Below are 13,741 nucleotides of genomic sequence, written 5' to 3'. Positions count from 1 at the left end.
GAAATCGCCGAAAGCGAACGCGTGCGGCCGGGGAAGCGTCTGTTGGATCGGATTTTCGACCTCGCAATCATTGGGGGCGGCATTAACGGCTGCGGCATCGCGCGCGACGCGGTGGGCCGGGGTAATTCCGTGTTCCTCTGCGAAATGAATGACTTAGCGAGCGGGACATCGTCCTGGTCGACCAAGCTCGTGCATGGCGGGCTGCGCTACCTCGAATATTACGAGTTCCGCCTGGTCCGCGAAGCCCTGATCGAGCGCGAGATTCTCTGGCAGATCGCGCCCCACATCATCCGCCCCCTGCGTTTCGTTTTGCCGCACCACGCCGGCCTGCGCCCGGCCTGGCTGCTCCGGCTCGGGCTGTTCCTTTACGATCACATCGGCGGCCGGCACCTGCTGCCGCCGACACGGACGGTGGATCTCACCCGCGACGAGGTCGGCAAGCCCCTGATCAAGAATCGCTACGTCAAAGGGTTCGAGTATTCGGACTGCTTCGTCGACGACGCGCGGCTGGTCGTGCTGACCGCGCGCGATGCGGCCGATCGCGGGGCAGAGATTTGCACGCGCACCCGTGCCGTCGAGATCAGGCAGGCCGACGGCCTCTGGAATGTCACGGTCGAGGACGACGGCAGCGGCGCGCGGCGGACGGTGCGGGCGCGGGCGCTGGTCAATGCCGGCGGTCCCTGGGTCGAGGAGGTGCTTGCTTCGGGCGCCGGCGTCAACGCGCGCGCAAAAGTGCGGCTTGTGCAGGGCTCTCATATCGTCGTGAAGAAGCTTTACGACCACGACCGCGCTTACATCTTCCAGAACGCGGATGGCCGCATCGTCTTCGTGATTCCTTACCAGGGTGAGTTCTCGCTGATCGGCACCACCGACCGCGACTACGACGGCGACCCCGCCAAGGTGAAGGCGACGGAGGAGGAGATCAGCTATCTCTGCGCCTCCGTCAGCGAGTATCTGGCGAGGCCGGTGAAGCCGGAGGATGTGGTCTGGACCTATTCCGGTGTGCGCCCGCTCTATGATGACGGCGCGAGCGAGGCAAAGGCCGCGACGCGCGACTACGTGTTCGAGCTCGATACGCCCGGCGGCGTGCCGCTGCTCTCGATCTATGGCGGCAAGATCACGACCTACCGGCGATTGGCCGAAGAAGCGCTGGAGCGGCTTGCGCCCTACTTGCCCAGTGCAAAAGCCAGTGAGGGCTGGACCGGCAAGGCGCCGCTGCCCGGTGGCGAGATGGATGTCTCCGCGGTCGACGCGCTCGCTGCGGAACTGGTGCGCGACTATCCGTTCCTGTCGGCGGCGCATGCGAGCCGGCTCGCGCATGCCTACGGCACGCGTGCGACAAAAGTACTCGGCAGCGCGGAATCGATCGGCGATCTCGGAAAGTCCTTCGGCGCCACCTTGACGGAAAGCGAAGTCAGGTACCTGATGGCGAACGAATGGGCGTTGACCGCCGAAGACATCGTCTGGCGCCGCTCCAAATTGGGTTTGAGGATGTCGGCCGCCGAGATATCGGCGCTCGACGAATGGATCGCCGCTCATGGCCTGTCCGGCGAACGTCCGCTACGCGAAGCGGGAGGACGGCCATGAGTGTCTCGCTCGACCACGTCACGCGCACCGTGGACGGCATCCCGGCCATCCACGATGTCTCGCTGACGCTCGAGCGCGGCACGCTCAGCGTGCTGCTCGGCCCGACGCTATCGGGCAAGACCTCGATCATGCGGTTGCTCGCCGGCCTCGACAAGCCGACCACCGGCCGCGTGCTGGTCGACGGCAAGGATGTCACCGGCATCGACGTGCGCCGGCGCTCGGTCGCGATGGTCTATCAGCAGTTCATCAATTATCCCTCGCTTTCGGTCTATGAGAACATCGCCTCGCCCTTGCGTGTGCAGGGGCGGCCGCGCGAGGAGATCGACAAGCGCGTGGCGGATGCCGCAAAGCTGTTGCGGCTTGAACCGTTCCTGAAGCGCACGCCGCTGCAATTGTCCGGCGGTCAGCAGCAGCGCACTGCGATTGCACGCGCACTGGTCAAGGGCGCCGACCTCGTGCTGCTTGACGAGCCGCTCGCCAATCTCGATTACAAGCTGCGCGAGGAATTGCGCACCGAACTGCCGCGCATCTTCGAGGCGTCAGGCGCGATCTTCATCTACGCCACCACCGAGCCTTCGGAAGCGCTGCTGCTCGGCGGCGACACCATCTGCATGTGGCAAGGCCGCGTGCTGCAGGCCGGCGCCAGCTGGAAGGTGTATCGGCAGCCCGAGACGCTGCGCGTCGCCCAAGTCTATTCCGATCCGCCGCTCAACATCGTCAATATCGAAAAGAAGAACGGCGCTGTGCACTATCCCGGCGGCATGCAGGCGCCAACGGCCGGACTCTATCTGGGCCTTGCCGATGGCGCCTATCGCGTCGGTTTCCGTGCGCACCAGCTCGAAGTCGGCCGCCACGCCACCGGCCGCCATACCTTCCGGGCGACCGTCACGGTGACCGAGATCACCGGCTCCGAGAGCTTTGTCCACCTGCAGCACGGCTCCGCCAACTGGGTCGCGGTGCTGCACGGCGTACATGAATATGAGCCCGGGCAGGCGCTCAACGCGGCGCTCAATCCGGACGATATCTTCGTGTTCGACTTGGCCGACCGCCTGGTCGCAGCCCCTGGCCGGAATTGAGGGAGATGGCGCATGGCCCGCATTGACCTCGTCGATCTCGCGCACTCCTACAGCGGCAATGACGCGCCGCCGGAATCCTTCGCGCTGAAGCCGGTGACGATGACCTGGCGGCAGGGCGGCGCCTATGCGCTGCTCGGCCCCTCCGGCTGCGGCAAGACCACGCTGCTGAATCTCATTTCAGGCATCGTGACGCCGTCGCGCGGACAGATCCTGTTCGACGGCAAGGACATCACGCCGCTGTCGACGCAGAAGCGCAACATCGCGCAGGTGTTCCAGTTCCCGGTCATCTACGACACCATGACGGTCGGCGAGAATCTGGCTTTTCCGCTGAAGAACCGCGGCGTGCCGAAGGCGGAGATATCAGCGCGCGTGAAGCGGATCGCGGAGCTGCTCGACCTTGCGCCCTACCTTAACCGCAAGGCGACGCGGCTCACCGCCGATGCCAAGCAGAAGATCTCGCTCGGCCGCGGATTGGTGCGATCCGACGTCGCCGCGATCCTATTCGACGAGCCGCTGACCGTCATCGACCCCGAATTGAAATGGCAGTTGCGTTCGAAATTGAAGGCGCTGCACCGCGAGCTCGATCTCACGATGATCTATGTCACCCACGACCAGACGGAGGCACTGACCTTCGCTGACACCGTCGTCGTCATGCATGACGGCCGCGTGGTGCAGAGCGGCTCGCCGGCCGAACTGTTCGATAAGCCCGCGCACACCTTTGTCGGCTATTTCATCGGCTCGCCCGGCATGAACATCGTGCCGGCTCACGTCGATGGGCGCGAAGCGCGGATCGATGGCCACACCATCGGCCTGCACCGCAATTACGGCGTGCTGCCCGCGGACGCGAAAATCGAGATCGGGGTGCGGCCGGAATTCGTCGACATCGCGCCGCCCGCCTCCGGCCTGCTCGCGGCGACGATCGAGCGGATCGACGATCCGCTTTGCGCGGGTGCGCGTCGGCGATTCCAAATTCGCGGCACGTGTGCCGCCGGGATTTTCGGTGCCCGACAACATGGCCGGGCTCGTGTTCGATCCCGCGCATGTGCACGTCTATGCCGACAGCCGCCTGGTCGAGGGGGTTGCGTGATGGACAAGACGGTCAACCAGAAAGCCTGGTTCCTGGTGCTGCCGGTGTTCCTGGTGGTGGCGTTCTCCGCGATCATCCCGCTGATGACGGTGGTGAACTATTCGATGCAGGACACGTTCGGCAACAACCAGTTCTTCTGGAACGGCGTCGGCTGGTTCAAGGAATTGCTCGATCCCACGACCGACCTCGGCGAGCGCTTCTTCGCCTCGCTGTGGCGCAACCTGATCTTCTCAGCGATCATCCTCGCGATCGAGATCCCGCTTGGCATCGTGGTCGCGCTGTCGATGCCGCGCGAGGGCTGGACCGTCGCGGTCTGCCTCGTGATCCTGGCGCTGCCGCTGCTGATCCCGTTTAACGTGGTCGGCACCATCTGGCAGATCTTCGGCCGTCCCGACATCGGCCTGCTCGGCTACACGCTGAACAGCCTGGGTATCCCTTACAACTACGTCTCCAACGAGTTCGACGCCTGGGCGACCGTGATCGTGATGGACGTCTGGCACTGGACCAGCCTGGTGGCGCTGCTCTGCTACGCCGGCCTGAAGTCGATTCCCGATGCGTATTACCAGGCCGCCCAGATCGACGGCGCATCGCGCTGGGCGGTGTTCCGCGCGATCCAGTTGCCGAAGATGAACCGCGTGCTCCTGATCGCGGTGCTGCTCCGCTTCATGGACAGTTTCATGATCTATACCGAGCCGTTCGTCGTCACCGGCGGCGGGCCGGGCAATTCGACCACCTTCATCTCGATCGAGCTGGTCAAGATCGCGCTCGGCCAGTTCGATCTCGGCAAGGCCGCCGCGCTGTCGCTGGTCTACAACCTCATCATCCTGATCGTCTGCTGGGTATTCTACACCGTCATGACCAATGCCGGCGCCGAGCGCCCGCAAAAAGAGGGAGCTGTGTGATGGGCACGATTCCCGGGCGCCGCCTCATCATCTCGCTGTTCCTGATCTTCCTGTTGTTGCCGATCTACTGGCTCATCAACATGAGCTTCAAGACCAACGGCGAGATCGTCTCGACCATGACGCTGTGGCCGCACCAGCCGACGATCGAGAACTACATGCGCATCTTCACCGACGAAAGCTGGTATTCCGGCTACATCAACTCGCTGAAATATGTGATCATCAACACCGTGATCTCGATCTCGGTGGCGCTGCCCGCGGCTTACGCGTTCTCGCGCTATCGCTTCCTCGGCGACAAGCACCTGTTCTTCTGGCTGCTGTCGAACCGCATGGCGCCGGCCGCGGTCTTTGCGCTGCCGTTCTTCAATCTCTATTCGGCGATCGGCCTGTTCGATACGCCCTGGGCGGTGGCGCTGGCGCATTGCATCTTCAACGTTCCGCTCGCGGTCTGGATCCTCGAAGGCTTCGTCTCCAGCGTGCCGCGCGAGATCGACGAGACCGCGTTCCTCGACGGCTATTCCTTTCCGCGCTTCTTCATCAAGATCCTGGTGCCCTTGATCGCAAGCGGCATCGGCGTGGCCGCCTTCTTCTGCTTCATGTTCTCCTGGGTCGAGCTGCTGCTCGCGCGCACGCTCACCTCTGTCTATGCCAAGCCGATCTCCGCGGTGATGACGCGCACGGTTTCCGCTGCCGGCATGGATTGGGGCCTCTTGGCGGCCGCCGGCGCGCTCACCATCATCCCGGGCGCGCTCGTGATTTGGTTCGTCCGCAACTATATCGCGCGCGGCTTCGCGCTCGGCCGCGTGTAGGAGGCGCCCGATGGAAAGTATCGCATGGATGGCCTGGACGCTGCCGACGGCGATCTTCTTTGCGCTGCTCGGCATGACGCTGGCGCTGATGACCTGGCTCGCGGTCGCCTATCCCGAAGCCGAGCGCGTCGGCGTGCTCAGGATTCCGACCACGCGCGGCGATCGTCTCTTCATCTCGCTGGTGCTCGCCGCTGTCATCCATCTCGTCTGGATCGGGCTCGTCGGCGCCGACTCCATCTACACGCTGCCCATTGGGGAGGAGGGCGTCGAGGTTTCGAGCCTGTGGCTCGCCACACTGATTTCGCTTGCCACGGCCGTTGTGATTTTCCGCACCGTCTGAGGAAGTGAAGAAGAGCAGATCCGGGATCAACCCGGACCTGGATTTTAATTTGTCGCCATAACCGGAGGAACCGCCATGCGACACTTGAGAGGAAGGAACCTGACCAGGAGCCGTTGGCTCGCGATGACCAGCGCCGCCGCGCTGCTTGTGGCTGCCGCGGGCGTTGCCGCACCGGCGCGCGCCGACGACGCCGTCAACCAGAAATGGATCGACAGCGAATTCCAGCCTTCGACGATCTCGAAGGACGACCAGATGAAGGAGCTGCAGTGGTTCGCGAAGGCGGCCGAGCCCTTCAAGGGCATGGAAATCAACATCGTCTCGGAAACCATTACGACGCATGAATATGAGGCGAAGACGCTCGCCAAGGCATTCAGCGAGATCACGGGCATCAAGCTCAAGCACGACACCATCCAGGAAGGCGACGTGGTCGAGAAGCTGCAGACCCAGATGCAGTCCGGCAAGAACGTCTATGACGGCTGGATCAATGATAGCGACCTGATCGGCACGCATTTCCGCTACGGCCAGACCATCGTGCTGTCGGACTACATGACCGGCGAGGGCAAGGACGTCACCGATCCCTATCTCGACGTCAACGACTTCATCGGCAAGTCGTTCACGACGGCGCCGGACGGCAAGCTCTATCAGTTGCCCGACCAGCAGTTCGCCAACGTCTATTGGTTCCGCTACGACTGGTTCACCAACCCCGACTACAAGGCCAAGTTCAAGGCCAAGTATGGCTACGAGCTCGGCGTGCCCGTGAACTGGTCGGCGTATGAAGATATCGCCGAGTTCTTCACCAACGACATCAAGGAGATCAACGGCGTCAAGGTCTACGGCCATATGGACTATGGCAAGAAGGACCCCTCGCTCGGCTGGCGCTTCACCGACGCCTGGCTGTCGATGGCGGGCAATGGCGACAGGGGCATCCCGAACGGTCTGCCGGTCGACGAGTGGGGCATCCGCATGGAAGGCTGCCGCCCCGTTGGTTCGTCGGTCGAGCGCGGCGGCGACACCAATGGTCCGGCCGCCGTCTACTCGATCACCAAATATCTCGAGTGGCTCAAGAAGTACGCCCCGCCGCAGGCGCAGGGCATGACCTTCTCCGAATCGGGCCCGGTGCCGGCGCAGGGCAACATCGCCCAGCAGATCTTCTGGTACACCGCGTTCACCGCCGACATGGTGAAACCAGGCATTCCCGTCATGAACGCAGACGGCACGCCGAAATGGCGCATGGCCCCGTCGCCGCACGGCGCGTACTGGAAGGAAGGCATGAAGCTCGGCTATCAGGACGCCGGCTCGCTGACGCTGTTGAAGTCGACGCCGGCGGACCGCCGCAAGGCAGCCTGGCTCTATCTGCAGTTCATCGTCTCCAAGACGGTGTCGTTGAAGAAGAGCCATGTCGGTCTCACCTTCATCCGCGAGTCCGATATCTGGGACAAGTCGTTCACCGAGCGCGCGCCCCAGCTCGGCGGCTTGATCGAGTTCTACCGCTCGCCCGCGCGCGTGCAGTGGACCCCGACCGGCAACAACGTGCCTGACTATCCGAAGCTCGCCCAGCTCTGGTGGCAGAACATCGGCGATGCGTCGTCGGGTGCGAAGACGCCGCAACAGGCGATGGACGCGCTCGCCGCGGCCCAGGATTCGGTGATGGAGCGGCTCGAGAAATCAGGCGTGCAGGGCGCCTGCGGCCCGAAGCTGAACAAGAAGGAGAAGCCGGAATACTGGTTCGCCAAGGCCGAGAAAGATGGCACCATCGCGCCCCAGCGCAAGCTCGCCAACGAGAAGCCGAAGGGCGAGACGGTCGACTACGACACCCTGATCAAGTCGTGGCCCGCCACTCCGCCGAAGCGCGCCGAGGCGAAGTGATCTCTTGCAACGCCGTCATGGCCGGGCTTGTCCCGGCCATCCACGCGTCGCCGCGCGTGTGGGAAGACGTGGATGCCCGGGACAAGCCCGGGCATGACGGAGAGAGACAAAAGGCCGGGAGCAATCCCGGCCTTTCGTCATTCCGGGGCGCGCGAAGCGCGAGCTATGATGTGCAAGTGCACATCAGAGAATCCATCGTGCTGCAGAGGATGCCGTGAAATGGATTCCGGGCTCGGCCCTGCGGGCCGCCCCGGAATGATGGTGGGAGAGAGATGTCGTCCTTTTCTCCCGTCATTGCGAGCGAAGCGAAGCAATCCATCTCTCCGCTTGCGGAAGTATGGATTGCTTCGTCGCTTCGCTCCTCGCAATGACGGCGGTGTTCGCGGCTACTGCGCCGCTTCCGCGGCCTCCAGCGTCGGATAGTCCGTGTATCCCTTCGCGCCGCCGCCGTAGAACGTGGCCTTGTCCCATTCGTTCAGCGCTGCGCCACTCTTCAGGCGCTCGACCAGGTCGGGATTGGAGATGAACAGCTTGCCGAACGCGATCAGGTCGGCGGCACCGGATTCCAGCACCTTGTTCGCCAGCGCGAAATCATAGCCGTTGTTGGCCACATATGCCTGCTTGAAGCGCTTGCGCAGCGACGCATAGTCGAACGGTGCGACATCTCGCGGCCCGCCGGTCGCGCCTTCGATGACGTGGATATAGACCAGCTTCAGCGCATTGAGTCCGTCGACGATGTGATCGAACAGCGGCTGCGGGTTGGAGTCCGAGACGTCATTGGCCGGCGTCACCGGCGAGATGCGGATGCCGGTGCGCTCGGCGCCAACTTCCGCGGCAACCGCCTTGGAGACTTCCAGCATCAGGCGCGCGCGGTTCTCGATCGATCCGCCATAGGCATCGGTGCGCTTGTTGGTGCCATCCTTGGCGAACTGGTCGAGCAGATAACCGTTGGCGCCGTGGATCTCGACGCCGTCAAAACCGGCTTCGATCGCGTTCGCTGCGCCGCGCCGGAAGTCTTCGATGATTCCAGGTATTTCGGAAAACTCGAGTGCCCGCGGTTCGGACACGTCGGTAAAGCTGCCGCCCACGAAGGTCTTGGTCTTGGCGCGGATCGCGGATGGCGCAACCGGCGCGCCGCCGTTCGGCTGCAACAAGGTGTGGGAGATGCGGCCGACATGCCAGAGTTGGATGACAATGCGTCCGCCGCGCGCATGCACGGCGTCGGTAACCTTGCGCCATCCCGCAATCTGTTCCTTCGAATAGATGCCGGGCGTGTCCTGGTAGCCCTGGCCCTGCTGCGAGACCTGGCTCGCCTCGGTGATTAGAAGGCCGGCGGAGGCGCGCTGCGCGTAATAGTCGACCGCAAGCGGGCTCGGAACGAAGCTCGACGGTGCCGCGCGGTTGCGCGTCAACGGCGCCATCACCGCCCGATTGGGCAGCGTCAGCGGACCAAGCTTGAAGGGCTCGAACAGTTTGGAGGATTGGCTCATGCGAAGGTTTCCAGAAATGAACGATAGGCAAGAGTTGTGCATTGCGGCGATGGACGCAATGCCCCAGTAGAATTTGTTCCAAATCCGGATGTGAGCAGCAAGAACGACCTCTTGAACAAGTCTGTCACAGAGGCGTCATTTCCCGAAGCGGACTTCCGTCCTAGCGAACGGACGGCATCGCCGCTTCGGTCGGCTGGGTCCGCCCGCGCATCCGTGCCAGCAGTTCCGCTGATGGCCAGGAATCCGCCGGCAATCCATATTTGATCTGCATCGCCTTCACGGCGCTGCGGCTCGCCTGTCCGAGCACGCCGTCGACCTTGCCGACATTGAAGCCGGCGCGCACCAGGAGCTGCTGCAATTCCTTCATCTCATTGAACGGCAATTGGGCCACGGGTCCCGAAGGCCGCAGCATCGGCGGGCTGCCTGCGATGCGGGACGCAAGATAGCCGGCGGTGGTCGAATAGATCAGCGAATTATTCCATTCGGTGTAGGCGGCGAAATTTGCATAGGCCAGGAACGCCGGTCCCATTCGTCCCATCGGCAACAGCAGCGATGCCGGCATGTCATCATTCGGCAGCGGCCTTCCATCAGGATAGGCTATTCCCAGTTGAGCCCATTTCGAGCGGGGCAGCTTGGTCGTGAGATCGGCCTGGTCCCACGGAAAGCCGGATGCGGTCACGCGCACTTCCTGCAGCCACGGCTCGCCGCGCCGCCACTTCAATCCGTTGGCGATGTAGTTGGCGGTCGAGCCGATCACGTCGGGCCCGCTGCTCAAGAGGTTGCGATGGCCGTCACCGTCATAGTCGACGGCATAGTTGAAATAGTGCGTCGGCAGGAATTGCGTCTGCCCGAGCTCGCCGGCCCAGGAGCCGACCATCTCATCGGCCGAAAGGTCGCCGCGGTCGATGATCTTCAAGGCCGCGATGGTCTCGTTCTGGAACATCTCCGAGCGCCGGCAATCATAGGCAAGCGACACCAGCGAGGGCAGCGTCGGCAGATTGCCCATGTTGGCGCCGAAGTCGCTCTCCAATCCCCAGAACGCGGCGATCACCGCCGGCGGCACGCCGTATTCCTTCTCGGCGCGCGCGAACGCCGCCGCATAGGTCTTGATGCGCTGCTGTCCCTGCTGCATCCGATAGGGCGCGGCCATTCGCCCTGCAAACTCGGTGAAGATCTGGCCGAACACGCGCTGCCCGCGGTCGCGGTTGACGATGCCTTGGTTGTAGACGAGGTAGGGCGAGGCTTCCGCGATCGCCTGCTGCGACACCCCTTCGGACACCGCGCGCTGCTTGAGATCGGCAAGGAAGCGCTCGAAGCTCTGGCCATTATGGCAAGCCGCCGCGCGCGAGGAGGGCACTGTGGCAGGCCGCGCAGCCGTCGGAGGCTGACGTGTGGGTGCCGGCAACAACTGCTGCGCGGAGGCCGCAGATGCCGCAATCATCGTGACGGCCGCGATCGCAAATCGGGTCTTGAACATCAGAACTCGCCGCAGGAGGGGTGGATTCGAAAGAGAGCGCTGATTTTACGTGAAGCTTCGCGCGCGGGCTATCCCTCACTCCACCGTCGTCCCGGGCTTGACCCGGGACCCATAGCCACAGGAAGTTGTTGTGGCGCGAGCAAGCGGTTGCGGCGAAGCACATTACAAAATCCTGTGGTTGGGTCCCGGCGTTCGCCGGGACGACGCGGGGGAGATACCTCCCGCGTCGCCCCGACGCACCTTGCGCCCCTTGCGGTACCTATGGGAAAATCCCTACCTAAGCTGCGCCTGCAACAGTGGTTTTTCCGCAACGACGCAGGGGAAACGGCGATGAATTATTTCAAGACAGCCCTTCTGCTGGCCGGCCTCACCGCCCTGTTCATGGGGATCGGCTATCTCATCGGCGGCGCCAGCGGTGCGATGATCGCGCTGGTGGTTGCGGCCGCGACAAACCTGTTCACCTACTGGAATTCCGACCGCATGGTGCTCAGGATGTACGGCGCTCATGAGGTCGATGCGCGCACCGCGCCCGAACTCGTCGGCCTCGTCGCCGAGCTCGCGAGCCGTGCCGGCCTGCCGATGCCGCGCGTGTTCGTGATGGACGAGGCGCAACCCAACGCGTTTGCCACCGGCCGCAATCCGCAGAATGCCGCGGTTGCCGTCTCCGCTGGCATCATGCAGCAGCTCAGCCGCGAGGAGCTCGCCGGCGTGATCGCGCATGAGCTTGCGCATATCAAGAACCACGACACGCTCTTGATGACGATCACCGCCACCATCGCCGGCGCGATCTCGATGCTGGCGCAGTTCGGCATGTTCTTCGGCGGCCACCGCAACAGCAACAGCGGTCCAGGCGTCGTCGGCTCGATCGCGCTGATGATCCTGGGGCCGCTGGGAGCCATGCTGGTGCAGACGGCGATCAGCCGCACCCGGGAATATGCCGCCGACAATCTCGGCGCGCGTATAGTCGGCCAGCCGATGTGGCTCGCTTCCGCGCTGATGAAGATCGAGAATGCCGCGCACCAGGTGCCGAACTTCGAGGCCGAGCGCAATCCGGCGACCGCGCATATGTTCATCATCAATCCGTTGTCGGGCCATGGCGTCGACAATCTCTTCTCCACCCACCCGTCGACCGAGAACCGCGTCGCGGCGCTGCAGCAGCTCGCCGCCGAGCTCGGCGGCGGTGCTGCACCTACCGCCGGCGCGCGCTATCCTTCCCGCAGCCCATGGGGCGGCGCATCCACCTCGCGTGGACCGTGGGGCTAGTCGAGAATTTGTAGGGCAGGTTAGCGAAGCGTAACCTGCCATCGCGTAGCGCGCCGGCGCAAGACGTAACCCGCCCTACGAATTGGAGGTGCCGGATGCAGCGCGCGCTGATCATCCTCGGACTCCTGCTCCTCGCCGCCGGGCTGCTGTGGCCGGTGATCGGCAAGCTTGGGCTCGGCCGGTTGCCTGGTGACATCCATGTCGAGGGATCAAACTATTCGTTCTATTTTCCACTGATGACGTCGCTATTGCTCAGCGTCGTGCTGAGCGTGATCATCTGGCTCGTCAATCGCTAGAGCGTTTTCGAGCGAAGTGGACACCGGTTCGCGTTAAGAAAACGCGTCAAAACAAGAATCTAGAGCGAAGGTTCCCTTGGATCCTGCCGCCCGCGGCCCCGTTTCTGCCGAAAATACGGCGGATTGGCGCAGTGCAATCGGCCGCGCTGGTGCTACACTCGTAAAAGCAGAGGATCACGCTGGAAACAAGCATGGCCTTGTTTGGTTGGGGCAGAGAGGTGCCGTCAGAAGAGGTCCTGGACGCCAGGGCCGGCGCGGATGCGTTGTTGCGGGCGCTGGACAAGGTGGTCGCGACATATCTCGAAAAGGCCGATCACGGCGATCTCGTCTATCCCGCCTGTAAGCGCAAATCGAATGATGCGAGCGCCAGCCCGCGCGAAATCTGGCGCCACACGCGGCTGGAAGGGATGCGCTATCTGACCATGATTCCGGGACGCGACTCCGCGCTGCTGACGGAGCCATCGCGCCAGGCCGAGACGATCGACGGCTTCCTGCGCCAGCAGCCGCACGAGGACACGGTGATCGATTTCACCGGACGCGCGGTCGACGATGTCGCGATTGCGATCGTCGCCGGGCTGAACTGGCTGAACCATTGCGCGCAGCTCGCCAAGGTCGATCGCGCGAAGTCGTCGGGCACCTTGCGCAACTTCCGCAAAGTCGTGACGGTCGCCCAGCAATGGTGGGGCATGGAAGGCGCCGAGGCCCGCTGCAGGAACATGCAGCAGGCGCGCGAACTGCCGCCCTTGATGCTCAATCTGGTCTGGCTCGAATGCACCCATCTCGCCAAGGACATCACCGCCGCTGCGGTGTTTGGTGCGGCCGGCGAAGCAAGCGATGCATCGACGCGCTTCGAGGCTGCACTCGATCCGGATGAGCCGGCCGGGTGAGGGGCGACGCGGCGCCCTGCTGCGACAATCTCCGTCGTCATTCCGGGGCGCGCGCAGCGCGAGCCCGGAATCAATCGAGCCGCGAGCGCATGTGAAGAAATGGATTCTCTGATGTGCAATTGCACATCATAGCTCGATGCTTCGCATCGCCCCGGAATGACGGCCCCCCGTCATTGCGAGCAGAGCGAAGCAATCCATGCCTCCGCTTGTGGCGCTATGGATTGCTTCGCTCTGCTCGCAATGACGATGTGGCTGCTTTCGGTGCGACATAACGACCCGTCGGGCAAATCAGTCGAAAGTCTGTCCATCCCTCGCACAAAAAACATTCCGCTTTCGCCGTCGGGCAAATCAGTGATTTAACTCCGCGCGTCTCACGCGAATGAGGGGCGGGTCGCGATCGTCACGAACGTTGCGGTGGGATGCGGTGGACGCGGGTGTTGCGACTGACGAGCGTGACATCAGCGGACGGCGAAGTCGTGTGGTCCTGGCGCCCCGACGCTGGCGCTAAGTCCTGGGGGATGGAAACATCCCTTAAGGGTGACGGTGGCAAAAGAGCCCGGTGACCGGCTATCTAATGCACACATCTTTGTTGCGAAGATCGGCGAAGACTGATTCCCTGGCGGGAGGCGGTCTTGTGGAGAGCGGTCGTATGTCGATGGAGGTG

At 63.5% G+C, this 13,741-nt stretch carries 11 protein-coding genes and 1 pseudogene; 10 read left to right on the top strand and 2 right to left on the bottom strand.

Features of this window, described 5'->3' with window-relative positions; genetic code table 11:
• Positions 1-42 precede the first annotated feature (42 nt).
• The 7 genes and pseudogenes from glpD to ACZIRK_RS37565 all read left to right on the top strand — a co-directional run bounded on the left by glpD (position 43) and on the right by ACZIRK_RS37565 (position 7,664).
• Positions 43-1,587 carry a glycerol-3-phosphate dehydrogenase gene (gene glpD / locus ACZIRK_RS37595; RefSeq protein WP_130224944.1) on the top strand — a complete coding sequence of 515 codons (1,545 nt, stop codon included), beginning with the start codon at positions 43-45 and terminating at the stop codon, positions 1,585-1,587.
• Positions 1,584-2,663 carry an ABC transporter ATP-binding protein gene (locus ACZIRK_RS37590; protein ID WP_130224943.1) on the top strand — a complete coding sequence of 360 codons (1,080 nt, stop codon included), beginning with the start codon at positions 1,584-1,586 and terminating at the stop codon, positions 2,661-2,663. Before glpD ends, ACZIRK_RS37590 begins: the two co-directional genes overlap by 4 nt.
• A 12-nt stretch (positions 2,664-2,675) precedes the next feature.
• Positions 2,676-3,750: pseudogene (locus tag ACZIRK_RS37585) on the top strand (ABC transporter ATP-binding protein).
• Entirely contained in the window at positions 3,750-4,652 is a 903-nt protein-coding gene (locus tag ACZIRK_RS37580) for a carbohydrate ABC transporter permease (protein ID WP_208821636.1), read from the top strand. The pseudogene ACZIRK_RS37585 and the gene ACZIRK_RS37580 overlap by 1 nt, the downstream one beginning before the upstream one ends.
• Complete coding sequence (locus tag ACZIRK_RS37575) at positions 4,652-5,458, top strand: carbohydrate ABC transporter permease (protein WP_130224939.1); 807 nt, start codon at positions 4,652-4,654, stop codon at positions 5,456-5,458. The genes ACZIRK_RS37580 and ACZIRK_RS37575 overlap by 1 nt, the downstream gene beginning before the upstream one ends.
• A gap of 10 nt (positions 5,459-5,468) precedes the next feature.
• The gene (locus ACZIRK_RS37570; protein ID WP_130224937.1) at positions 5,469-5,798 is read left to right on the top strand and encodes a DUF2160 domain-containing protein; all 330 of its coding nucleotides are present in this window, start codon (positions 5,469-5,471) and stop codon (positions 5,796-5,798) included.
• A gap of 123 nt (positions 5,799-5,921) precedes the next feature.
• Positions 5,922-7,664, top strand: coding sequence for an ABC transporter substrate-binding protein (locus ACZIRK_RS37565; RefSeq protein ID WP_207230984.1), 1,743 nt, complete (start codon positions 5,922-5,924; stop codon positions 7,662-7,664).
• 386 nt (positions 7,665-8,050) lie between these two features.
• On the opposite strand, the gene ACZIRK_RS37560 is transcribed toward ACZIRK_RS37565, so the two are convergent.
• Both ACZIRK_RS37560 and ACZIRK_RS37555 read right to left on the bottom strand, forming a co-directional pair.
• Complete coding sequence (locus ACZIRK_RS37560; RefSeq protein WP_130224933.1) at positions 8,051-9,154, bottom strand: alkene reductase; 1,104 nt, start codon at positions 9,152-9,154, stop codon at positions 8,051-8,053.
• Between the two features lie 160 nt (positions 9,155-9,314).
• A complete protein-coding gene (locus ACZIRK_RS37555) occupies positions 9,315-10,631 on the bottom strand; it encodes a lytic murein transglycosylase (protein ID WP_130224931.1) in 1,317 nt (438 codons plus the stop codon).
• Between the two features lie 330 nt (positions 10,632-10,961).
• Here ACZIRK_RS37555 and htpX point away from each other — a divergent pair, with 330 nt between their 5' ends.
• From htpX to ACZIRK_RS37540, 3 genes are all read left to right on the top strand, one after another.
• Complete coding sequence (htpX, locus tag ACZIRK_RS37550; RefSeq protein ID WP_474419231.1) at positions 10,962-11,894, top strand: zinc metalloprotease HtpX; 933 nt, start codon at positions 10,962-10,964, stop codon at positions 11,892-11,894.
• Between the two features lie 95 nt (positions 11,895-11,989).
• Positions 11,990-12,190: a DUF2905 domain-containing protein gene (locus tag ACZIRK_RS37545; protein ID WP_130224927.1), complete on the top strand. Its 201-nt coding sequence runs from the start codon at positions 11,990-11,992 to the stop codon at positions 12,188-12,190.
• Positions 12,191-12,381: 191 nt separating this feature from the next.
• Positions 12,382-13,077: a hypothetical protein gene (locus ACZIRK_RS37540; protein ID WP_130224925.1), complete on the top strand. Its 696-nt coding sequence runs from the start codon at positions 12,382-12,384 to the stop codon at positions 13,075-13,077.
• The last annotated feature ends 664 nt before the right edge of the window (positions 13,078-13,741 follow it).

The sequence above is a fragment of the Bradyrhizobium sp. Leo114 genome (assembly GCF_055229415.2).
The sequence above is the reverse complement of the archived record's forward strand: the minus strand, read 5'-3'. Positions and strand labels throughout refer to the sequence as shown.